The sequence below is a fragment of the Citrobacter sp. CK189 genome, assembly GCF_030333505.1.
In the GTDB taxonomy this organism is placed as follows: domain Bacteria; phylum Pseudomonadota; class Gammaproteobacteria; order Enterobacterales; family Enterobacteriaceae; genus Citrobacter_B; species Citrobacter_B koseri.
On the sequence record NZ_JAOWFV010000036.1, the window covers coordinates 13,606 to 35,564 of the forward strand.

At 56.1% G+C, this 21,959-nt stretch carries 20 protein-coding genes; 7 read left to right on the forward strand and 13 right to left on the reverse strand.

Features of this window, described 5'->3' with window-relative positions; all coding sequences use genetic code 11:
- Window positions 1-50: 50 nt before the first annotated feature.
- From fldA to ybfF, 3 genes are all read right to left on the reverse strand, one after another.
- Complete coding sequence (gene fldA, locus OGV83_RS06505; RefSeq protein ID WP_047458152.1) at window positions 51-581, reverse strand: flavodoxin FldA; 531 nt, start codon at window positions 579-581, stop codon at window positions 51-53.
- Between the two features lie 150 nt (window positions 582-731).
- A complete protein-coding gene (gene ybfE / locus OGV83_RS06510) occupies window positions 732-1,025 on the reverse strand; it encodes a LexA regulated protein (RefSeq protein WP_012133315.1) in 294 nt (97 codons plus the stop codon).
- A 128-nt stretch (window positions 1,026-1,153) separates the two neighbouring features.
- The gene (ybfF, locus tag OGV83_RS06515; RefSeq protein WP_286463307.1) at window positions 1,154-1,927 is read right to left on the reverse strand and encodes an esterase; all 774 of its coding nucleotides are present in this window, start codon (window positions 1,925-1,927) and stop codon (window positions 1,154-1,156) included.
- A 197-nt stretch (window positions 1,928-2,124) separates the two neighbouring features.
- Between ybfF and seqA the strand changes: the two genes are divergently transcribed.
- Both seqA and pgm read left to right on the forward strand, forming a co-directional pair.
- Window positions 2,125-2,670 (forward strand): replication initiation negative regulator SeqA, encoded by a 546-nt coding sequence (seqA, locus tag OGV83_RS06520; protein ID WP_071259742.1) that lies wholly within the window; start codon window positions 2,125-2,127, stop codon window positions 2,668-2,670.
- 24 nt (window positions 2,671-2,694) lie between these two features.
- Window positions 2,695-4,335 carry a phosphoglucomutase (alpha-D-glucose-1,6-bisphosphate-dependent) gene (gene pgm, locus OGV83_RS06525; RefSeq protein ID WP_012133312.1) on the forward strand — a complete coding sequence of 547 codons (1,641 nt, stop codon included), beginning with the start codon at window positions 2,695-2,697 and terminating at the stop codon, window positions 4,333-4,335.
- Window positions 4,336-4,425: 90 nt separating this feature from the next.
- Here pgm and potE read toward each other — a convergent pair whose 3' ends face one another.
- The 9 genes from potE to kdpF all read right to left on the reverse strand — a co-directional run bounded on the left by potE (window position 4,426) and on the right by kdpF (window position 16,353).
- Window positions 4,426-5,745, reverse strand: coding sequence for a putrescine-ornithine antiporter (gene potE, locus OGV83_RS06530; RefSeq protein WP_012133311.1), 1,320 nt, complete (start codon window positions 5,743-5,745; stop codon window positions 4,426-4,428).
- Window positions 5,742-7,940, reverse strand: coding sequence for an ornithine decarboxylase SpeF (speF, locus tag OGV83_RS06535; RefSeq protein WP_024130539.1), 2,199 nt, complete (start codon window positions 7,938-7,940; stop codon window positions 5,742-5,744). Before speF ends, potE begins: the two co-directional genes overlap by 4 nt.
- A 256-nt stretch (window positions 7,941-8,196) precedes the next feature.
- Window positions 8,197-8,301: a leader peptide SpeFL gene (gene speFL / locus OGV83_RS06540; RefSeq protein ID WP_114149115.1), complete on the reverse strand. Its 105-nt coding sequence runs from the start codon at window positions 8,299-8,301 to the stop codon at window positions 8,197-8,199.
- Window positions 8,302-8,579: 278 nt separating this feature from the next.
- A complete protein-coding gene (gene kdpE, locus OGV83_RS06545; protein WP_012133308.1) occupies window positions 8,580-9,257 on the reverse strand; it encodes a two-component system response regulator KdpE in 678 nt (225 codons plus the stop codon).
- Window positions 9,254-11,941 (reverse strand): two-component system sensor histidine kinase KdpD, encoded by a 2,688-nt coding sequence (gene kdpD / locus OGV83_RS06550; protein WP_286463308.1) that lies wholly within the window; start codon window positions 11,939-11,941, stop codon window positions 9,254-9,256. The genes kdpE and kdpD overlap by 4 nt, the downstream gene beginning before the upstream one ends.
- Window positions 11,941-12,507, reverse strand: coding sequence for a potassium-transporting ATPase subunit KdpC (gene kdpC / locus OGV83_RS06555; RefSeq protein WP_101743884.1), 567 nt, complete (start codon window positions 12,505-12,507; stop codon window positions 11,941-11,943). Before kdpC ends, kdpD begins: the two co-directional genes overlap by 1 nt.
- A gap of 8 nt (window positions 12,508-12,515) precedes the next feature.
- The gene (gene kdpB / locus OGV83_RS06560) at window positions 12,516-14,564 is read right to left on the reverse strand and encodes a potassium-transporting ATPase subunit KdpB (protein ID WP_286463309.1); all 2,049 of its coding nucleotides are present in this window, start codon (window positions 14,562-14,564) and stop codon (window positions 12,516-12,518) included.
- A gap of 20 nt (window positions 14,565-14,584) precedes the next feature.
- Complete coding sequence (gene kdpA, locus OGV83_RS06565; protein WP_286463310.1) at window positions 14,585-16,264, reverse strand: potassium-transporting ATPase subunit KdpA; 1,680 nt, start codon at window positions 16,262-16,264, stop codon at window positions 14,585-14,587.
- Window positions 16,264-16,353 (reverse strand): K(+)-transporting ATPase subunit F, encoded by a 90-nt coding sequence (gene kdpF / locus OGV83_RS06570; protein ID WP_047458128.1) that lies wholly within the window; start codon window positions 16,351-16,353, stop codon window positions 16,264-16,266. The genes kdpA and kdpF overlap by 1 nt, the downstream gene beginning before the upstream one ends.
- A 309-nt stretch (window positions 16,354-16,662) precedes the next feature.
- On the opposite strand from kdpF, the gene OGV83_RS06575 reads away from it, so the two are divergent.
- A complete protein-coding gene (locus OGV83_RS06575; protein ID WP_024130535.1) occupies window positions 16,663-16,869 on the forward strand; it encodes a YbfA family protein in 207 nt (68 codons plus the stop codon).
- Window positions 16,870-17,126: 257 nt separating this feature from the next.
- On the opposite strand, the gene OGV83_RS06580 is transcribed toward OGV83_RS06575, so the two are convergent.
- The gene (locus OGV83_RS06580) at window positions 17,127-18,608 is read right to left on the reverse strand and encodes an MFS transporter (protein WP_012133300.1); all 1,482 of its coding nucleotides are present in this window, start codon (window positions 18,606-18,608) and stop codon (window positions 17,127-17,129) included.
- A gap of 266 nt (window positions 18,609-18,874) precedes the next feature.
- Between OGV83_RS06580 and ybgI the strand changes: the two genes are divergently transcribed.
- The 4 genes from ybgI to pxpA are packed head-to-tail and all read left to right on the forward strand — an operon-like array spanning window position 18,875 to window position 21,950.
- A complete protein-coding gene (ybgI, locus tag OGV83_RS06585; protein WP_024130534.1) occupies window positions 18,875-19,618 on the forward strand; it encodes a radiation resistance protein YbgI in 744 nt (247 codons plus the stop codon).
- A gap of 25 nt (window positions 19,619-19,643) precedes the next feature.
- Window positions 19,644-20,300 carry a 5-oxoprolinase subunit PxpB gene (gene pxpB / locus OGV83_RS06590; RefSeq protein WP_047458123.1) on the forward strand — a complete coding sequence of 219 codons (657 nt, stop codon included), beginning with the start codon at window positions 19,644-19,646 and terminating at the stop codon, window positions 20,298-20,300.
- Entirely contained in the window at window positions 20,294-21,226 is a 933-nt protein-coding gene (gene pxpC, locus OGV83_RS06595) for a 5-oxoprolinase subunit PxpC (protein ID WP_012133297.1), read from the forward strand. The genes pxpB and pxpC overlap by 7 nt, the downstream gene beginning before the upstream one ends.
- Window positions 21,216-21,950: a 5-oxoprolinase subunit PxpA gene (gene pxpA, locus OGV83_RS06600; protein ID WP_049009860.1), complete on the forward strand. Its 735-nt coding sequence runs from the start codon at window positions 21,216-21,218 to the stop codon at window positions 21,948-21,950. The genes pxpC and pxpA overlap by 11 nt, the downstream gene beginning before the upstream one ends.
- The last annotated feature ends 9 nt before the right edge of the window (window positions 21,951-21,959 follow it).

Sequence of the window (21,959 nt, forward strand, 5' to 3'; positions counted from 1 at the left end):
TTGGTTTTATCTATTGATGCGACGCAGATGCTTTTCTGCGCCGCACAAAATCAGGCGTTAATGATTTCGTCGAGGTGCAGTTCGCCGGAAATCTGTTTAACCCATTTTTCAACGCGCTCTGCGGTCAGTTCAGGCTGACGGTCTTCGTCGATAGCCAGACCAACAAAGTGATCGTCGTCAGCCAGACCTTTGGACGCTTCAAAATGGTAGCCCGCCGTTGGCCAGTGGCCGACGATGGTCGCGCCGCGCGGCTCAATGATGTCGCGGATGGTGCCTAACGCGTCGCAGAAATATTCTGCGTAATCTTCCTGGTCGCCGCAGCCGAACAGCGCCACCAGTTTACCGTTAAAATCAATCTCTTCGAGAGTCGGGAAGAAGTCATCCCAGTCACATTGCGCTTCACCGTAGTACCAGGTCGGGATGCCCAGCAGCAGGATGTCGTACCCTTCCAGGTCCTCTTTGCTGCTTTTCGCAATGTCATGCACATCGGCAACGTCTTTACCAAGCTGTTTTTGAATCATTTTTGCGATATTTTCGGTATTACCGGTGTCGCTGCCGAAAAAGATGCCAGTGATTGCCATGAGTAAAATAACCTCTTGAAACTTATTGAAATGGTGGTGGCGTATTGCCCGCAGATAAGGGCAATCATAGCAGAACAGTCAGGCATGCGGAAACAGCAATCACGCGGGACTGCACTCTGTGCTACATGATTTATGATATTGAGCAGTTTTTCAGACTACGCCCTGGCCGCGCAGCGCTGCCAGTTGAGTCATCAGCATCTCTTCGATGAGTTCGCTACGGCTCATATTGCGGGATTCGGCCAGCTCGTTCAGCGCATCGACAGCCTCAGCGTTGAGTTTCAGTTCGACACGCTTAAGGCCACGTACTTTGTCGCGTTTTAGCTGGTTACGCTTATTAATGCGCAGCTGTTCATCACGCGAAAGCGGATTGGTTTTGGGTCGTCCCGGGCGACGCTCGTGTGCGAACAGATCTAATGTCGTACGGTCCGTTTGTTCTTTGGCCATGATTTTGGTGACTTCGGGGAAACAATCAGCCAGGCGTCTGCCCGGATGGATAGCGCGCCATCATACATCAGCAAGGCAGACACGCCAACGCCCGCGGACGTAATCGCGCGCGGACGCTGAGTTTTTAATCAGTTGGCCTTATCTGCCAGATAGCGACGAATGGCGCGCAGCACCGCATCGGGTTTTTCCGCGTGAACCCAGTGGCCCGCTCCGGCGATGACGTGCGCTCGCGCCTGAGGGAACTGCGCCAGCAGATCGTGACGATATGCTTCGGTCACATAAGGCGAGTTGCCGCCGGGGATAAACAACGCCGGGTGATCCCAGGCTGGAATGGTCTCCCAGCCCACAATATGTGGATACTGTTCCCACAACACCGGTACGTTAAAGCGCCATTCGCCGTCGATAAACGATTTCAGCAGAAACTGGATGACGCCTTCTTCTTGCAGATGTTGACGCATAACGGTGGCGGCCTGTTGACGGGTTTCGGCGCCCGCGTCGGTGACGGCATTGATGGCGGCGAAGATTTCATCGTGGCGGCGAACGTGGTAATCGACCGGCGCGATGTCGATCGCGACTAACTGGTCAATACGCTCCGGCGCCAGTGCGGTGAGCGCCATTACCGCTTTACCGCCCATGGAGTGGCCGATAAAGGTGGCTTTCTCAATGCCTTCGGCATCAATGGTATCCAGTAAGTCTTGCGCCATTGCCGGGTAGTCCATCACCGGATCGCGAGGGGAGAGACCGTGGTTGCGCATATCAACCTGAATGATATCGTGATCGGTCACCAGGTCGCGCGCCAGAACGCCGAGGTTGTCCAGGCTGCCAAACAAACCGTGAACGAGGACGATGGGAGAATTATTGTGCAGGTTTTGTGCAGTTTGCGCTCGGATATTCAATTTCATGGCAAAGTTCTTTTTTTCGCTCTGTCGGGTTAGGGTATTATGTTGACTATTCTGCCACAGGGCTGCAACAACTACGGTTTACTCCGAGTTTTTCCGTCAGCCAGGTTTGACGCTATCCGCTGTTGGAATTTGCCTTTACACTACGTGCAGGTAATCCCAACGACTTGTATTCAGATAAGACACCGCACTGGATTAAGATGAAAACGATTGAAGTTGATGATGAACTCTATAGCTATATTGCCAGCCACACCAAGCATATTGGCGAGAGCGCATCCGACATTTTACGGCGCATGTTGAAGTTTTCCGCCGTATCACAGCCTGTCACTCCGGCGGCGAAAGAGGTTCGCATCGCGCAACCTGCTATCGTGGAAGCGAAGCCCGTCAACCCCGTAAAAGATAAAGTCCGCGCCATGCGTGAACTGCTGCTTTCCGACGAGTACGCGGAGCAGAAGAAAGCGGTAAACCGCTTCATGCTGGTGCTGTCTACACTCTACTCACTGGATAATCGCGCGTTTGCCGAAGCGACGGAGTCGTTGCATGGCCGTACGCGCGTCTATTTTGCGGCTGATGAACAAACGCTGCTGAAAAATGGTAATCAAACCAAACCGAAACATGTGCCCGGCACGCCGTATTGGGTGATTACCAACACCAACACCGGCCGTAAATGCAGCATGGTTGAACACATCATGCAGTCAATGCAATTCCCGGCGGAATTGATTGAGAAGGTTTGCGGAACAATTTAATCCTTGCATTAAAAGGACCAGGCAATGGCAATCCACAACCGTGCAGGTCAACCTGCGCAACAGAGTGATTTGATTAACGTCGCCCAACTGACGGCACAGTACTATGTACTGAAACCCGAAGCAGGGAATGCAGAGCACGCCGTGAAGTTCGGTACGTCCGGGCATCGCGGTAGCGCAGGTCGTCATAGTTTTAACGAGCCGCACATCCTGGCGATCGCCCAGGCGATTGCGGAAGAGCGTGCAAAAAACGGTATCACTGGTCCTTGTTATGTGGGCAAAGATACCCACGCGCTGTCTGAACCGGCATTTATCTCTGTACTGGAAGTGCTGGCGGCGAACGGTGTTGATGTCATCGTGCAGGAAAACAATGGCTTCACGCCAACGCCTGCCGTTTCTAACGCTATCCTGGTTCACAATAAAAAAGGCGGCCCGCTGGCTGATGGCATCGTGATCACGCCATCTCACAACCCACCGGAAGACGGCGGTATTAAGTACAACCCGCCAAACGGTGGCCCGGCGGATACCAACGTCACCAAAGTGGTGGAAGACAGGGCCAACGCGCTGTTGGCTGACGGTCTGAAGGGCGTGAAGCGTATCTCTCTGGATGCGGCGATGGCCTCAGGCCACGTTAAAGAGCAGGATCTGGTGCAGCCGTTTGTTGAAGGGCTGGCGGATATCGTCGATATGGCGGCGATTCAGAAAGCGGGCCTGACGCTGGGCGTCGATCCGCTGGGCGGTTCCGGTATCGAATACTGGAAGCGTATTGCTAAGCACTACAACCTGAACCTGACTATCGTTAACGATCACGTTGACCAGACGTTCCGCTTTATGCATCTCGACAAAGACGGTGCAATCCGTATGGACTGTTCCTCCGAGTGCGCGATGGCGGGTCTGCTGGCGCTGCGTGATAAGTTCGATCTGGCGTTCGCCAACGACCCGGACTATGACCGCCACGGCATCGTGACTCCGGCAGGGCTGATGAACCCGAACCACTATCTGGCGGTAGCGATCAACTATCTGTTCCAGCACCGTCCGCAGTGGGGCAAAGAGGTGGCGGTCGGTAAAACGCTGGTTTCCTCTGCGATGATCGACCGCGTGGTGAACGATTTGGGGCGTAAACTGGTGGAAGTGCCGGTCGGCTTTAAATGGTTCGTCGACGGTCTGTTCGACGGCAGCTTCGGCTTCGGCGGCGAAGAGAGCGCCGGGGCGTCTTTCCTGCGTTTCGACGGCACGCCGTGGTCTACCGATAAAGACGGCATCATCATGTGCCTGCTGGCGGCGGAAATCACGGCCGTCACCGGGAAGAACCCGCAGGAGCACTACAACGAGCTGGCGGCCCGCTTCGGCGCGCCGAGCTATAACCGTTTGCAGGCAAGCGCAACGTCTGCGCAGAAAGCCGCATTGTCTAAGCTCTCTCCAGAAATGGTGAGCGCCAGCACGCTGGCGGGCGATCCGATCACCGCGCGTCTGACGGCGGCGCCGGGTAACGGCGCGTCGATTGGCGGCCTGAAAGTGATGACCGACAACGGCTGGTTTGCCGCGCGGCCTTCTGGCACGGAAGACGCTTATAAGATTTATTGCGAAAGTTTCCTCGGCGAGGAACACCGCAAGCAGATCGAAAAAGAAGCGGTTGAGATTGTCAGCGAAGTGCTGAAAAACGCGTAAGTGCGGTTTGTGTGCCGGGCGGTACTGCGTTTGCCCGGCCTACAACAACGATCGTAGGCCCGGTAAGCGTTAGCGCCACCGGGCTTTTTTTTAGCCGTGTTTGTTTTTCAGCTCAAAGCGCGGCGATACCAGTCCATACAGCGTCCAGCCGAGGAAGGTCACGATGGAGCCGTACAGCATCGCTTCTTCACCGGATGAATACAGCGCGTAGAAGCTGTACAGTGCGCCGATGAATGCCACGAAGTTCGCCGTTTTGGCTTTTGACGACGGAACATTTGCCACTTTCTGAATGATCACCAGCGCGGCCATCGACAGAATGTACGGGATAATGTTTGTTACCACCGCCAGGTTAACCAGCACGTTGAACTGGCTGTTCAGCGATGGGCTGATGGTCATCAGCGATAATCCGCTCTGGATAATCACGATGGTCAGCATCCCCTGAACCGGCGCATCCACTTTCGTTACGCGAGAGAAGATTTTCGGGAAATAACCTTCATCCGCCGAGGATTTGAAGACCTGGGCGATAGTGAACTGCCAGCCCAGCAGCGAACCGCAGCAGGACATCACCATCAACGCCATGATCACTTTACCGACTTCCGGGGTAAACATCTGTGCGAACGCCAGACCGAACGGCGCGGTGGAGTTGGCCAGATCCATGTTCGGTACGATCCCGGCAATCACGTTGGTGGAGATGATGTAAATCACCGCCGCGCCCAGCGTACCGCCTAATACCGCAATCGGTACGTTACGCTCCGGGTTTTCCACTACTTCGGCGTTGGCGCAGGCAGATTCCAGACCGAGGAAGGCCCACAGCGTCATCGCAATAGAAGAACCGACGGCGGTGAAGAACGGTACGTGATGCGGGTTCCAGGAGTTGGCGTACAGCGTTGGGCTAAACCAGAACCAGCCGATGATGCACAGACCGACAACCGGAATAATCACGCCCCAGACGGTGATACTGCTGATTTGCCCGGTAATGCGCGCGCCGCCGAAGTTGGCGACGGTGCACAGCCACAGCACGCCGATGGTCGCCAGACCGATCTGCACCGGTGACAGCGTGGCGCCGAACAGCTCGGTGCCGTAGCCGACGGCGGAGATGGCGATAGCGACGTTGGCAATCAGCAGCGAAACGCCATAGGTGTAGTTCGCCATAAAGTTGCCGGACTTACCAAAGGCATACTCCGCGTAGCCGCCCATACCGCCGGATTTACGGCTAAACATCCCGCATTTGGCGAAAGCCCATGCCAGCGCCATTGAACCAACGGCAGTCACCAGCCACGAGATGATCGAGATGGTGCCGACCTCCGCAAGTTTGGTGGGCAGCATGATAATCCCGGAGCCCATCATATTGACCATTGTCAGGATGGTGAGCTGAACGACGCCCATTTTATTGGATTTGGCTTTACTCATAATTTTTCCCCTTTCAGCAGGGTGTTCTGTGCTTCGCGCGGTTTAATGACGTAGCACCACACCTGTTTACGGCCGTCGTGTTCTTCGATGTAAACGCCCTGTAGTTCAGGCGCAAAGCCCGGCAGCAGGTTGATCCCTTCTTCCAGCGCGCTGAAATAACGCAGCACCGCACCGCCCCAGATTTCACCCGGAACAACGCACAAAACCCCTGGCGGATACGGAAGCGCGCCTTCTGCCGCGATCCGTCCTTCCGCATCCGGCAGGCGAACCAGTTCGACTTCACCGCGCAGATAGGCGTAGTTGGCGTCCTGCGGGTTCATGCTGACGCGTGGAAAATGGGATTTACGGAACATCTCTTTTTGCAGCTGTTTCACGTTATGGCGTGCGTACAGATCGTGCATCTCCTGGCACAGCTGACGCAGGGTGTAGCCGGCATAACGCGCTTCATGCTGCTTATAAATTGACGGCAGAACGTCAGCCAGCGGCGCATCGGCTTCCAGCAGTTTCTCAAAGCGCACCAGCAGGGCGACGAGTTGCTGCAATTTCGCCATGTCTTCCGCTGGCGTCAGCAGGAACAGGATCGAGTTGAGATCGCATTTTTCCGGCACCACGCCGTTTTCACGCAGGAAGTTGGCAAGGATGGTCGCCGGAACGCCGAAGGTGTCGTATTCGCCGTTGCGCGCATTGATGCCCGGCGTCGTGAGCAGCAGTTTGCACGGATCAACAAAGTACTGGTGTTCGGCGTAGCCTTCGAAGGCATGCCAGTGTTCGCCCGGCACAAAGTGGAAGAAGCGCAGGTCGTTTGCGATCTCCGCCGTGGGGTAAGACTGCCACGGTTTGCCGTCGATCAGTTCCGGCACAAACGGACGGATGTGATGGCAGTTATCAAGGATCAGCTTACGAGCATTGATGCCATTCGCCACGCAGTCCATCCACATGTTACGGCCACCGACGCCTTCGTGCATTTTGGCGTTGATGTCCAGGGCGGCGAACAGCGGGTAGAACGGGCTGGTGGAGGCGTGCATCATGAACGCGTTATTCATACGTTTATGCGGCACATAGCGAGACTGACCTTTGATATGGCTGTCTTTCTTGTGGATCTGCGAGGTCTGGGAGAAACCGGCCTGCTGTTTGTGAACAGACTGCGTGACCAGGATTCCCGGATCGTTCTCGTTCAGATCCAGCAGCAACGGCGAGCAATCGGCCATCATCGGGATAAACTGCTCGTAGCCGACCCATGCGGAGTCAAACAGGATGTAGTCGCACAGATGACCAATCTTATCCACTACCTGACGGGCGTTATAGATGGTGCCGTCGTAGGTGCCTAACTGGATCACTGCCAGGCGGAACGGACGGGCGTCTTGCGCGCGTTGCGGCGCCACTTCGCTGACCAGTTCACGCAGATAGTCTTCTTCAAAGCAGTGGGCGTCGATCCCGCCGATGAAGCCGTACGGGTTGCGTGCGGTTTCCAGATAAACCGGCGTCGCGCCCGCCTGCAACAGCGCGCCGTGGTGGTTCGATTTGTGGTTATTACGATCGAACAGCACCAGATCGCCTGGGGTCAGCAGCGCGTTAAGTACCACTTTGTTTGACGATGAGGTGCCGTTCAGCACAAAGTAGGTTTTATCGGCGTTGAACACTTTCGCGGCGTGTTGTTGCGCGATGCACGGCGCGCCTTCATGGATAAGCAGATCGCCCATCGCCACGTCGGCGTTACACAAATCAGAGCGGAAAAGCGTTTCGCCAAAGTACTCAACAAACTGGTTCCCTGCGGGGTGACGGCGGAAGAATTCACCGCCCTGATGCCCCGGACAGTCAAATGCGCTGTTGCCCTGGTTTACGTAATCCACCAGCGCCCGGAAGAACGGCGGGCGCAGTTGCGTTTCATAGTGGCTGGCAGCGGTCTCCAGTTGGCGGCCATAGAAGGCGTTACGGGCTTCATTATGTTCGAATACGCCCGAGATCCGCGGCAGATATTCTGCCGGAACGCGCTCTTCATTTTGTGTCGCGATAAACACGGGAATACCGTAGCCCGTCGCATCAATCTCATCGAGTTTACCTCGTTCAATATCATTGATGGATAACACGATAGCGGCAACATCAATGAAATTACTTTCATCAACATTAACGATACTGCGCTGTGTAGAAAAACAATCAGGGCAGGAACGACTGACGGCAATTTTTAATTCAGACATTTTCATCTCTTTATTTTCAGGTAATAGCAGGTCCTCAATTTCTCGAATGAGAAACTGATAGCTCCGGAAAAAAAGCAATACGACGCCACTGATAAATAAATCAGTAAATTGCTTTTTAGAAGATGCAATAAACCCTAACCTTTCCGGTCACAGGTAAAACAGGGTTATGCAGTGTGAGCACCACGAGATACAGGCGTTAGCCTGCAATGCAAGGGGTCAGGAAGACCTGTATGCTGGAGTGCCCTTAGTCGAAAGACTAACGGGCATTAAAGAAATGAAAGTCGAAGCTGTTACGGTGAGCAAACATCATAATATGAGTTGTCCGCCTTATATGGGGCATTGTACGGCTATTATTTTCCATTTTGGTTACCTTTACTGGATAAGTGGAAGGTGAGGGTATTTTATCCAGGAAATGAGCCTGATCTGTGAAGAAGATCAATAAAAAACGATCATTTCTAAAATATTTAGTCGTTGTTTATGCATATCACACGATAAGATATCGTATTGTTGTTTATATGTTATGGGTTTGTATTTTTATATTTTTTAAGGAATGAGCTTACACTGCAAAATACATTATTTGCAGTGTGGTTAATGATAAAAATGATATTTAGGAATTAATTAAAAAAAATGAATAACCATTCATGGCATAAAACGATAACCGATTCCGGTTTCGGTAATGAAATGGCGGGGGCGGGCGGGATCTTTCTCCAGTTTCTGTCGCAGGTGACCCATATAAATACGCAAATAGTGACTGTGCTCGACGGCGTTCGGTCCCCAGACCTGGTTCAACAGCTGCCGCTGGGTGAGCACTTTGCCCGCATTATTCAGCAACACGGCCAGTAAGCGAAACTCAATCGGCGTCAGGTGAATTTCTTCTTCATCACGGTGGACAAGGTGTGCTGCTAAGTCCACTTTTATGCTGGAAAACTGCACGATGGGGTCAGGAGAAGGGCCGCTGGCGTGACGGCGCAGCGCCACGCGTAAGCGCGCCTGTAGTTCGCCAATGCCGAAGGGTTTACTCAGATAGTCATCGGCGCCCGCATCCAGCGCAGTGATTTTATCGCTCTCCTCGCTGCGAGCAGAAAGCACAATCACCGGAATTGCGCTCCATTGTCGCAGGTCGCGAATAAAATCGATGCCGTCGCCGTCAGGCAGGCCAAGATCAAGAATGATGAGATCGGGTTTCCGCGTGGCGGCTTCCAGCAACCCACGGCTCAGCGTCTCTGCTTCGTACACGCGCAGCCCGTCGCTTTCCAGCGCGCTACGCAGAAAGCGACGAATAGCCTGTTCGTCTTCAACAATCAGAACGTTGGTCACATATCCTCATGAAAATCTTCAAATTCAGGTGCAGTTTCCTGCGGGAGTGTAACACGGAAACAGGCTCCGCCCTGCGGGCGATTGTGGGCGGAAATCGTTCCACCGTGCACTTCAACAATCGCCTGGCAAATAGCCAGCCCCAGCCCAACGCCCGGTACGGCAGACTCTTTATTTCCCCGGGCAAATTTGTCGAAGATACTTTTCTCCTGCCCGTCAGGAATGCCGGGGCCATTATCCCAGACGTCAAGCTGAAGATGTTCGTCTTCAACATGGGCATCAATGCCGATCTCCGCCTGTGAACCGGCGTATTTGACGGCGTTTTCCAGAAGGTTGATCAGTACCCGTTCAAACAGCGGGCCGTCAACGTGTACCAGCGTCAGCGGCGCTGGCAGCGACAGGTTAATGGGGTGGGGTAGCCCCGGCTCCAGCATTTGCAGGGCGCTGCCGACAACCTCTTCCAGCGTCAGCCACTCTTTTTTAAGATTAAATCCACCGGACTGAATGCGCGCCATATCCAGCAGGTTATTCACCAGTCGGGTGGTGTTGAGAATGTGCTGGCGGATTTCGCTGGCCTGGCGCGCATGTGGCGATCCTTCACTTGCCAAATCCAGGGTTAAAATCTCCGCCTGACCAAACAGCACCGTCAGCGGCGTGCGCAAGTCGTGGGAGAGGGCGGCGAGCAGGGCATTGCGAATGCTTTCGCGCTCGCTGGCGAGTCGGGCCAGCTCTTCACTGGCGGTAAGCGTCAGACGCTCCAGCGCGCTGGCGACCAGCAAGGTGAATGTTTCCAGTAGCCGCTGTTGCTCCGGGATCATCAACTGGCGAAGATTCCCCGGCTCGACCACCACCAGTCCATGCGTTTTATCGGCGCTTTTTAACGGTAAAATTTGATACGGCACGCCGGGCAGGGTATCCGTGCCCGCCCCGGCCGGCTGGCCTTTGTCAAAGCTCCACCGGGCGATGGCGTCATCCCACGGCGTTATGCCCTGCTGGTGGGTCAGCGGCGTCAGCGTGCCGTTTTCATCCGGCAATAACACCTGGCTGCGGGCCTGAAACGTGGAGGCGATAAACTGTTCGCTGGTGGCGGCGATATCCTGCCTGCTTCGCCCCACCGCCAGCGCTTTGGACATCTCGTACAGATGGCGCGTGCGCTGTTCCCGATAGCGGGCAACCCGCGCCTGATAGCGTACGCCCGCCGTCAGGTTACCGATCACCAGCCCCACCGTCAGCATCACGGCGAAGGTCAACAGATACTGCACATCGGAAACGGCAAGCGTGCCGCGAGGAGCAATAAAAAAGAGATCGAAGCTGGCGACGTTAATAAAGGTTGCCACTACCGAGGGCCAGCGCCCATAAAACAGAGCGATAATCACCACGCCCAGCAGATACAGCATCACCAGGTTAGCGGCGTCAAAGGCGACCATCCACTGTACGGCGATGACGGTGGTCACCGCGCAAAGAGTGATCGCGACCAGGCAGCCCTGTATCTGCACTCGCCACTTATCTTTGAAGGCACGGGTATCCGGTGTCTGATTCAACGGGCGAGTCGGGGGATCATCAAGGGCGACGACCACCTGATCGAGATCCGGCGCCTGTTTCGCCAGGCGATCGGCAAACGAATCTCTGCGCCACCAGCGTCGCGTTGCCGGGCGACCCAGCACAATTTTGCCGAGGTTATGTTCCCGGGCGTAACGCACAACCGCTTTTTCTTCGGCGGGATCGGAAAGCGTGGCGGTTTCTGCGCCCAGCTCCTGTGCCAGACGCAGGGCGCTCAAGATGGCGCGCCGCTGCTTTTCCGGCAGGCGATGCAGCGCCGGGGTTTCGACATACACCGCGTGCCAGACGCTGCCGAGGCGGGCAGCCAGCCGCGCGGCGGCACGCACCAGTTTTTCACTGCCGGTGTTGTGCCCGATGCACAGCAGAATGGCGTCGCGGGTATGCCACACTTTCTCTTCGCCCGGATGGCTCCGCCAGGCGCGCATTTGATCGTCCACCCGGTCGGCCGTGCGGCGCAGCGCCAGTTCACGCAGGGCGATCAAATTGCCTTTGCGAAAGAAGTGCTCAATGGCGCGTTCAGCCTGGCCGGCAATGTACACCTTGCCCTCTTTCAGACGCGCTCGCAGATCGTCAGGCGGCAGGTCGACCAGAACCACCTCGTCGGCGGCATCGAAGAAGGGGTCTGGCACGGTTTCACGAACCTGAATGCCGGTCACGCCGCTGACCACATCGTTGAGGCTTTCCAGGTGCTGGACGTTGACGGTGGTAAAGACGTCAATACCCGCTTCCAGCAGCTCTTCAATATCCTGCCAGCGTTTGGGATGGCGCGAGCCTGGCGCATTACTGTGCGCCAGTTCGTCCATGAGAATAAGCGCCGGGCGACGGGCCAGCGCCGCGTCAAGATCGAACTCGCTGAGATGGCGTCCGTGACGCGTCTGCCGTTTTAGCGGCAGGATGCTGAGGCCGTCCAGCAGCGCGGCGGTCTCTTTACGCCCGTGGGTTTCCACGACACCCGTCAAAATATCCAGCCCTTGCGCCCGCAGTCGCTGCGCCTCAGCCAGCATCGCCCAGGTTTTCCCAACGCCTGCGCAGGCACCGAAGAAGATTTTCAGTTTTCCCCGGTGTGGTGCGGCGGTCTGTTCCAGCAGGCGATCGGGGTCAGGGCGTAGCGGTTCTTCATTAACCATCAGAGCTTATCCAGCGCTAAATTGAGTTCCACGATATTGACCACTGGCTGGCCGATAAAACTCACCAGCGGCTTTTGCGTATATTCTGCGACCAACTGCGTCACGGCTTCAACGCTGAGATTTCGCGCTTTGGCGACGCGCGGGATCTGCCACGCCGCCGCTGCTGGCGTCAGGTTATTGTCCAGCCCGCTGGCGGAGGCGGTGAGCAGTTCCACCGGAATCGTCGTGCTGGCGTCCGGGTTAGCGGCCCGCAGCGCCTTCACCCGCTGCTGCAACTGGTTATCCAGTTCCGGGTTGCTGACCGCCAGATTACTGCCGCCGGAAGCCATGGGATTATAGGGTATTTCCGCCGTTGCTGACGGGCGTCCCTGAAAATAGCCGTCGGCGGTAAAATTCTGCCCGATAAGCGCAGAGCCGCGCACGAGACTGCCATCAACAATCAGTGAGCCGTTAGCCTGATGCGGGAACCACCATTGCCCCAGCGCGGTGGTAAGCAGCGGGTAAATGCCGCCGGTTAGCAGCGTCAGAAACACCAGCGTTGATAATGCAGGACGTAATCCACTCATTATAAACCTCACACCAGACCCAGCAGAGTCAGCAGTAAATCAATCACTTTAATGCCGATAAACGGCACAACCAGACCACCCAGGCCGTAGACCCACAGGTTACGGCGCAGCATGGCAGAGGCCGAAAGCGGCTTATAGCTCACCCCTTTCAATGCCAGCGGGATCAGAAAAACGATAATCAACGCATTGAAGATCACCGCGCTGAGGATTGCGGAATCCGGCGAATGCAGACGCATAATGTTCAGCGTATTCAACTGCGGGTACGTCGCGGCAAACGCCGCCGGAATGATGGCGAAATATTTCGCCACGTCATTGGCGATACTGAACGTAGTGAGCGAACCGCGCGTCATCAGCATCTGTTTACCGATATGCACCACTTCGATCAGCTTGGTCGGGTTGGAATCCAGATCAACCATGTTACCGGCTTCTTTCGCTGCCTGAGTACCGGAGTTCATCGCCACCGCCACATCAGCCTGCGCCAGCGCCGGTGCATCGTTGGTTCCGTCGCCGGTCATCGCCACCAGGCGACCTTCAGCCTGGTACTGGCGGATCAACGCCAGCTTGGCTTCTGGTGTGGCTTCCGCCAGGAAATCATCCACACCGGCTTCGGCGGCAATCGCCGCGGCCGTCAGGCGGTTGTCGCCGGTGATCATCACCGTTTTGATGCCCATTTTGCGCAACTGGGCAAAACGTTCCTTAATCCCGCCTTTGACAATATCTTTCAGCGCGATAACGCCCAGCACGCGGGAACCTTCCACCACCACCAGCGGCGTGGCGCCAAGACGGGCGACGCTATCCACTTTTTGCTCCACGTCAGCAGGGAAGTGACCGCCGCTGGCTTCAACGTGGCGGCGAATGGCATCCACGGAACCTTTACGGATCATTCGGTTATCAATGTTGATGCCGCTCATCCGGCTTTGCGCGGTAAAGGGAACAAAGGTGGCATGGCGCGACTGCACATCGCGCTCGCGCAGATTAAAACGCTGTTTGGCGAGAATGACGATGCTGCGGCCTTCCGGCGTCTCGTCGGCCAGCGAAGAGAGTTGCGCTGCGTCGGCCAGCGTCTTTTCATCCACGCCCTGAGCGGGCAGAAAGTCCGAGGCCTGACGGTTGCCGAGGGTGATGGTGCCGGTTTTATCCAGCAGCAGGACGTCCACGTCGCCTGCGGCTTCTACCGCCCGCCCACTGGTGGCGATGACGTTTGCTCCCAGCATTCGACTCATCCCGGCGACGCCGATCGCCGAAAGTAATCCGCCGATAGTGGTGGGGATCAGGCAAACCAGCAGGGCGACCAGCACCGTCACGCTGACGGCATGGCCGCCCCAGGCGGAAAAGGGCCAGAGCGTGGCGGTTGCCAGTAAAAAGACAATAGTCAGGGCAACCAGCAGAATGGTCAGCGCGATTTCGTTTGGCGTTTTACGGCGCTGCGCGCCTTCCACCATCGCGATCATCCGGTCAAGGAAGGTTTCGCCGGGATTCACGCTGCATTCGATGACCAGCCAGTCGGAGAGAATACGTGTTCCGCCGGTCACTGAGGCAAAGTCGCCGCCAGATTCACGAATCACCGGCGCGGACTCACCGGTAATGGCGCTTTCGTCCACCGATGCGCCGCCTTCAATGACCTCGCCGTCGCAGGGAATAATATCGCCCGCTTCAACCAGGACGATATCCCCTTTACGCAGCTCATCGGCAGGGAGGCGATCCGCCTGCGCGCCATACTTTGGTTCACGCAGTTTGCGGGCAAATGCCGTTTTCTTCACCCCTTTCAGACTGCTGGCCTGCGCTTTGCTGCGACCTTCCGCCAGCGCTTCGGCAACGTTTGCGAACAGGACGGTAACCCACAGCCAGAGGCTTATCGCGCCAGTAAACCGGGGATTACCTGGCATCTGCCCGGTTGCCATCGCCGCCGTGATAAGGGTCGTCAGCAGACTGCCGATCCAGACAATAAACATGACCGGATTGCGCCACTGGGTATGTGGGCTTAATTTTTTCACGGCCTCGATCAGCGCCTGAGCGACCAGGGAGGGCTCGAACAGCGCCAGTTGTTTGCGACTCATCACCATGTACTCCGCTTCGCTCAATATAAAGAGAGGTGTTCAGCAACCGGCCCAAGCGCCAGCGCAGGAATAAAGGTCAGTGCGCCCACCAGCAACACCGTACCGATCAGCAGGCCGACAAACAGCGCGCCGTGCGTCGGCAGTGTGCCGGGGCTGGCCGGCTGGCGCTTTTTACCGACCAGCGATCCGGCAATTGCCATGACCGGGATAATCACCCCGAAGCGACCGATAAACATGCAGAAGGCCAGCAGGCAGTTCCAGAAGGGTGTGCTGGCGTTCAGACCGGCAAAGGCGCTGCCGTTGTTGTTGGCCGCCGAAGAGACGGCGTACAGCACTTCGCTAAAACCGTGTGGGCCGGGGTTGAGCATTCCGCTACGGCCGGTTTCGGTCATCATCGCCAGCGCCGTACCGAGCAATACCAACGTCGGGGTAATCAGAATCGCCAGAGCGGTCATTTTCATTTCGCGCACGTCGATTTTTTTACCCAGATATTCTGGCGTGCGGCCAATCATCAGCCCGGCGATAAATACGGCTAACAATACGAACAACAGCATGCCGTACAAACCCGAACCGACGCCGCCAAAAACCACTTCGCCGATTTGCATCAGCCACATTGGCACCATGCCGCCCAGCGCGGTAAAGGAGTCATGCATAGCGATAACCGCCCCGCAGGAGGCCGCCGTGGTCACGACGGCAAACAGGCTGCTGACCAGCACGCCAAAGCGGCTCTCTTTGCCTTCCATATTGAGGCTGCTGTCGGCGCCAAACTTCAGCAGATGAGGATTGCCCTGAACTTCCGCCGACATCACCACGGCGACGCAGACCACGAAAATGATCGACATCGCCCACAGCAGCATCTGCCCCTGACGGCGATCGCCTGACGCATCGCCAAAGGCAAAGCAAAGCGCGGCGGGAATCAAAAAGATCGCCAGCATCTGTACCATGTTGGTTAATGCGCTCGGGTTTTCAAACGGATGCGATGAGTTGGCGTTGAAGAACCCGCCGCCGTTGGTGCCGAGCATCTTTATGGCTTCCTGTGAAGCTACCGGCCCCATCGGTAAAAGCTGTTTCACACCTTCAACACTGGTGAACGATTGATAGGGCAGCAGGTTTTGCAGTGCGCCCTGCTGGATGAAAAGCAGGGCGATTAACAGGGCGAGCGGCAATAAGATCCACAGCGTAATGCGCACCAAATCCATCCAGGCGTTGCCCAGCGTATTCATGCTCTGGCGCGTAAAGGCGCGGATCAGAGCGAAGATCACCGCGATACCGGTAGCCGCCGACAGGAAGTTCTGTACGGTCAGTCCCGCCATCTGGCTGAAGTAGCTTAAGGTGGTTTCCCCACCGTAGGACTGCCAGTTGGTATTGGTGACAAAACTGATGGCCGTATTGAGCGCCAGATGCCAGGAAAGGCCAGGCAACTGCTGCGGGTTCAGCGGCAGCAGGTTTTGCCCCAGCAGCATCAGAAACAGCACTGCCAGACCCAACAGATTCAGGGTAAGAATGGCCAGCAGATACTGTTTCCAGTCCATTTCCTGCGTCGATATCCCCAACCCGCGCCATAGCAGACGCTCTGCGCTGGCGGTGCCTGGCAGGGGAATGTCGTTGATAAGTCGCGCCAGACCCACGCCTAAAGGGCGGGCGAGCACGAACAGGATCAGTAAAAAACTGGCTGTCAGTAAAAATCCCTGGGCCGCCATCAGAATGCCTCCGCATTAATCAGGGCATACACCAGGTAACCCAAAAGTAAGAAAATCAGCATGATGCCGATGATTACGCCTGCACTCACGGTGCACCTCCAGTGGTTTTTCTTCTGATATGCGGAGGGTAATTTTTTGCCTGCAAAGATTTCGCAAAAATCGGCGCGTAGGGTGTAAAAAAAGTATAAAAATGGAAAAGACCATCATTTAACTAATGATTAGTATTAATTTAACTTTTATGTAACTTAATTACAGGGCGAATGTAAATAAACCTTAAATAGACAAAAATAAGTGGTCGGATGAGTAGTAAAATTACACGCAAAGCGGTACTATTTTCAGCAGATAACCAATTTGACTTTACCGGTGATGATTACCGGCCAGATAAAGGGGAGAAAAGTATGGAACTCTATAAAGAATATCCAGCTCATGTTGTTTTGTTACGCCGCACTCTCGCCGTTGTGGCTGGGGTTCTGGCGCTGCCGGTCATGTTGTTCTGGAAAGACCGTGCTCGTTTTTACAGCTATCTGCATCGCGTCTGGTCGAAAACCAGCGATAAACCGGTGTGGATGGAGCAGGCAGAAAAAGTGACCTGCGATTTCTACTGATATACAGCATCGTCCGAGAAAACCGCCAACAGAAATGTGGCGGTTTTTTTATACGTTATGCCGGATGGCGGCGATGCCTTATCCGGCCTACAGGATAGTGCCACACTGTAGGCCCGGTAAGCGTAGCGCCACCGGGCGTAAGAAATGTGGCGGTTTTTTTATACGTTATGCCGGATGGCGGCGATGCCTTATTCGGCCTACAGAATAGAGCCACGCTGTAGGCCCGGTAAGCGCTGCGCCACCGGGCGTAATGTCATTCAGGACTCAACCGCCAGCGGGCGGTTTCTGAATTTGAGTGACTGATACAGCCAAATCAGCAGTACCAGCGCCACGCAGGCCAGCGCTCCCCAGGTTATCTGGTCGAACACATCGATATAGGCATTGATGGCGTAGTTGATCGCGCCGCTTGCATCAAACGCGCTCTGCGAGGTCTGATCGGCAATGACGCCAGCCAGATAGTTGGCGATCGCGCCGGAGAGCAACATATAGATGCCGGTCAGAACGCCCGTCACGCCAGGGATCTCAATACGTGTAATCTGCGACATTGCGACCGGGTCGATGAACAACTCGGCAAAACCCATTACCGCCAACCCTAAGATCATCAGTGGCATAGAAGAGTGACCGTAGGCGGCAGATAACCGGGCGCTTACGGTCAGAATGCAGAATCCGGCGCTCATCAAACCGAGACCCAGGGCGAATTTCCCCCAGATCCGCACGGTACGGTTGCCGCCCATACTCTCCTTAATCAGCCAGGCCAGCACCACGCCGCACAGCATGACCGCGAAGGCATTCACTGACTGGAACATCGCCGTCGGTACTTCGTAACCCAGAATCGTACGGTTCACGAATCGGTCGATGTACAAACTGATGGAGCTGCCGCCCTGTTGGGCGAACGCCCAGAACAACATGCTGAAGAAGGTGAGAACCACAATCAGCCCCAGCTCTTTACGCTGTTTTTGCGTCTGTGCCTGACGGTAGATTTTTGTCAGCACCGCAAGACCAATAACGGTGGCGACAATCAGCGCATAGACCGACCATTCTTTCCAGAACAGCACCGTGATCAGCAGCGGTGCGGCGACCAACAGCACCAGCAGCCAACACCAGTTGGGCAGAACAAACGTTCTGGCGTGCAGCGCGGCTTTATTCACCCCAGTGGTGTGGGCGAAATGGCGATTGCCGCACAGGAAGATAATTAACCCGGCGATCATGCCGATGGCGGCCAGCGCAAAACCCATCGCCCAGCTGTACTCTTCCTGAACATAACCACAGGCGATAGGGGCAACGATCGAGCCGATATTGCCGGCGGCATACAGCAGTGAGAATCCCCCGTCGCGGCGTGGATCTTCCGGTTTATACAGCTCACCCAACAGGCAACTGATGTTGGATTTGAACAGACCGTAACCGCAGACGATGATCGCCAGCGACAAGTAAAGGAAGGTCGGCGCGATTTCACTCGCCCCCAGCACCAGATGCCCAACGGCCATCAAAAATGCTCCCAGCATGACCGCCATGCGATTACCAAGCACTTTATCCGCCAGATACCCGCCGAGAATCGGGGTGACATAGACCAGCGAACAGTAAGCGCTGAACAGCGCATACGCATGGTTATCGTCGTATTTTAGCTGGTTGGTGAGGTAGAGAATCAGCAGGGCGCGCATGCCGTAAAAGCTGAAGTATTCCCAAATTTGCAGTGCGACGACGTAATAAATGGCGCGCGGTTGAGAAGATGGTTTATTCATTGTGATTCCGGGATGGATGTCACACCGCAAAAGAAATCCGCGGCGTGAGTGTGTTTCCTTAAAGTTATAACTTCGATACAGATCTGATTATTTTTGCAATATGCTGTCTGATTGCATAAATATACATGAATCAGATCGAGTAAGGGTAAGCATTTTGCATCTTAAAACGGCGTGATTGTTTCTCAATGTGTCGAAGAAATGGCTATCGACGAAGTGACGGGAGAACGCTATTTTAACGTAGTGCACATATGAAGAAGGGAGCGATGATGAAAAACACCGAACTGGAACAACTGATCAATGAAAAGCTGAACAGCGCGGCCATCAGCGATTACGCGCCGAATGGCTTACAGGTTGAAGGCAAAGAGACGGTGCAAAAAATCGTGACCGGCGTGACGGCAAGCCAGGCCTTACTGGATGAAGCGGTACGCCAGCAGGCTGATGCGGTCATCGTTCATCATGGTTACTTCTGGAAAGGGGAATCTCCGGTCATTCGCGGTATGAAACGCAACCGGCTGAAAACGCTGCTGGCGAATGACATTAACCTCTATGGCTGGCATCTGCCGTTGGATGCGCACCCGGAACTGGGAAACAACGTGCAGCTGGCGGCGCTGCTCGGCATTACCGTGATGGGGGAAATCGAGCCGCTGGTGCCGTGGGGAGAGTTATCAATGCCGGTGCCGGGGCTGGAACTGGCCTCGTGGATTGAAGCGCGCCTGGGGCGTAAACCGTTATGGTGCGGCGATACCGGGCCGGAAAAAGTGCAGCGTGTGGCCTGGTGTACCGGTGGCGGGCAAAGTTTTATCGACAGCGCCGCGCGCTTTGGCGTGGATGCGTTTATTACCGGCGAGGTCTCTGAACAAACGATTCACTCCGCCCGCGAACAGGGGCTGCATTTCTATGCCGCCGGACACCACGCCACCGAGCGCGGCGGTATTCGCGCGTTAAGCGAATGGCTGACTGAAAATACGAGTCTGGATGTGACCTTTATTGATATTCCTAATCCGGCATAACGCATAAAACACGAGAGGGACGAAAGTGCAACGAGCGCGTTGTTATCTGTTAGGTGAAACGGCGGTGGTGCTGGAGCTTGAACCGCCGGTCACGCTGGCATCCCAGAAACGCATCTGGCGACTGGCGCAGCGTCTGGTCGATATGCCGAATGTTGTTGAAGCGATTCCGGGTATGAACAATATCACGGTGATCCTGCGCGAGCCGCAGACGCTGGCGCTGGATGCGATTGAACGTTTGCAGCGCTGGTGGGAAGAGAGCGAGGCGCTGGAGCCTGATTCACGCTTTATCGAAATTCCCGTGACTTACGGCGGCGAGGGCGGCCCGGATCTGGCGGAGGTGGCGCGACACAGCGGATTAAGCGAAAAGCAGGTGGTTGAACTGCACGCTTCAGTAGAGTACGTCGTCTGGTTTTTAGGTTTTCAGCCGGGCTTCCCGTATCTCGGGGGCTTACCGGAACAATTACACACGCCAAGACGGGCAGAACCGCGCCTGATTGTTCCGGCGGGTTCCGTGGGGATTGGCGGCCCGCAAACCGGGATTTACCCTCTGCCGACGCCGGGCGGCTGGCAACTAATCGGCCATACGCCGCTGAAGCTGTTCGATCCACAGCGGGATGAGCCCATCCTGTTACGTCCGGGCGACACCATACGCTTTGTCCCGCAGAAGGAGGGGGTATGCTGAACATTATTCGCGCGGGTATGTACACCTCAGTGCAGGATGGGGGACGACACGGCTATCGTCAGTCCGGTATTAGCCATTGCGGCGCGCTGGACAAACCGGCGCTGCATATCGCGAACCTGCTGGTGGGGAATGACGCCAGTGCTCCGGCGCTGGAGATTACGCTCGGCCAACTGGTGGTGGAATTTGAATCCGACGGCTGGTTTGCATTGACCGGCGCCGGGTGCGAGGCCCGTCTGGACGACCAACCGGTCTGGACCGGCTGGCGGCTGCCGGTGAAAGCGGGGCAGCGTCTGGCGCTGAAGCGCCCGCTCCACGGAATGCGCAGCTATCTGGCCGTGGCAGGCGGCATTGACGTGCCTGAAGTGATGGGGTCATGCAGCACCGACCTGAAAGTCGGCATTGGCGGGCTGGAAGGGCGTTTGTTAAAAGATGGCGATCGGCTGGCGACAGGAAGGTCAGAACGCCAGTTCAGCGGCCCGCAGGGCGTTAAACAGCTACTGTGGGGGAACCGGATTCGCGCGTTGCCTGGCCCGGAATACCAGGAGTTTGAAGCGGCCTCGCAGGAGGCGTTCTGGCGCTCGCCGTGGCAGCTTAGCCCGCAAAGTAACCGTATGGGCTATCGTTTGCAGGGGCAACCGCTGAAACGTACCACCGAACGTGAGTTACTGTCGCACGGGCTGCTGCCGGGCGTTATTCAGGTGCCGCATAATGGTCAGCCGATCGTGCTGATGAACGATGCCCAGACCACTGGCGGCTACCCGCGTATCGCCTGCATCATTGAGGCGGATATGTATCATCTGGCGCAGATCCCTCTCGGGCAACCGATCCATTTTGTTCAGTGTACGCTGGAGGAGGCGCTTAAGGCGCGTCACGACCAGCAGCGTTATCTGGAACAGTTAACATGGCGACTCAACGATGAACATTGATCTTAACGCAGACTTAGGAGAAGGGTGCGCCAGCGATGCGGCGTTACTGCAACTGGTGTCATCCGCCAACATCGCCTGCGGATTTCACGCGGGCGATGCGCAAACCATGCTGGCGAGCGTGCGCGAAGCGCTGAAAAACGGCGTAGCGATTGGCGCGCATCCCAGTTTCCCGGATCGGGAAAACTTTGGCCGCACCGCCATGACGTTACCGCCGGAAACCGTCTATGGCCAGACGCTGTACCAGATCGGCGCGCTGGCGGCGATAGCCCGCGCGGAAGGCGGCGTTATGCGTCATGTCAAACCGCACGGTATGTTGTACAACCAGGCGGCGAAAGATCCACAGCTGGCGGATGCCATCGCCAGAGCGGTACATGCCTGCGATCCGTCGCTGATTCTGGTCGGGCTGGCGGGCAGCGAACTGATCCGCGCAGGCGAGCATTATGGCCTGACGACGCGTCAGGAAGTTTTTGCCGATCGGGGGTATCAGGCTGACGGCAGCCTGGTGCCGCGAACCCAGCCGGGCGCGCTGGTAGAAGACGAAGAGCACGCGTTGGCGCAAACGCTGGGCATGGTGGAATCCGGTAGAGTGAAAAGCATTACCGGTGAATGGGCGAACGTTGTGGCGCAAACGGTATGTATTCACGGCGACGGCGAGCACGCACTCGCTTTTGCCCGTCGTTTGCGCGCGGCGTTTGAAGAACGCAGTATCAGGATTATGGCATAACCAATAACC

Excerpts from the sequence above, each read along its gene's own strand:
- fldA (WP_047458152.1), bottom strand. The coding sequence starts at position 581 with ATGGCAATCACTGGCATCTTTTTCGGCAGCGACACCGGTAATACCGAA.
- ybfE (WP_012133315.1), bottom strand. The coding sequence starts at position 1,025 with ATGGCCAAAGAACAAACGGACCGTACGACATTAGATCTGTTCGCACAC.
- ybfF (WP_286463307.1), bottom strand. The coding sequence starts at position 1,927 with ATGAAATTGAATATCCGAGCGCAAACTGCACAAAACCTGCACAATAAT.
- seqA (WP_071259742.1), top strand. The coding sequence starts at position 2,125 with ATGAAAACGATTGAAGTTGATGATGAACTCTATAGCTATATTGCCAGC.
- pgm (WP_012133312.1), top strand. The coding sequence starts at position 2,695 with ATGGCAATCCACAACCGTGCAGGTCAACCTGCGCAACAGAGTGATTTG.
- potE (WP_012133311.1), bottom strand. The coding sequence starts at position 5,745 with ATGAGTAAAGCCAAATCCAATAAAATGGGCGTCGTTCAGCTCACCATC.
- speF (WP_024130539.1), bottom strand. The coding sequence starts at position 7,940 with ATGTCTGAATTAAAAATTGCCGTCAGTCGTTCCTGCCCTGATTGTTTT.
- speFL (WP_114149115.1), bottom strand. The coding sequence starts at position 8,301 with ATGGAAAATAATAGCCGTACAATGCCCCATATAAGGCGGACAACTCAT.
- kdpD (WP_286463308.1), bottom strand. The coding sequence starts at position 11,941 with ATGGTTAATGAAGAACCGCTACGCCCTGACCCCGATCGCCTGCTGGAA.
- kdpC (WP_101743884.1), bottom strand. The coding sequence starts at position 12,507 with ATGAGTGGATTACGTCCTGCATTATCAACGCTGGTGTTTCTGACGCTG.
- kdpB (WP_286463309.1), bottom strand. The coding sequence starts at position 14,564 with ATGAGTCGCAAACAACTGGCGCTGTTCGAGCCCTCCCTGGTCGCTCAG.
- kdpA (WP_286463310.1), bottom strand. The coding sequence starts at position 16,264 with ATGGCGGCCCAGGGATTTTTACTGACAGCCAGTTTTTTACTGATCCTG.
- OGV83_RS06575 (WP_024130535.1), top strand. The coding sequence starts at position 16,663 with ATGGAACTCTATAAAGAATATCCAGCTCATGTTGTTTTGTTACGCCGC.
- OGV83_RS06580 (WP_012133300.1), bottom strand. The coding sequence starts at position 18,608 with ATGAATAAACCATCTTCTCAACCGCGCGCCATTTATTACGTCGTCGCA.
- ybgI (WP_024130534.1), top strand. The coding sequence starts at position 18,875 with ATGAAAAACACCGAACTGGAACAACTGATCAATGAAAAGCTGAACAGC.
- pxpC (WP_012133297.1), top strand. The coding sequence starts at position 20,294 with ATGCTGAACATTATTCGCGCGGGTATGTACACCTCAGTGCAGGATGGG.
- pxpA (WP_049009860.1), top strand. The coding sequence starts at position 21,216 with ATGAACATTGATCTTAACGCAGACTTAGGAGAAGGGTGCGCCAGCGAT.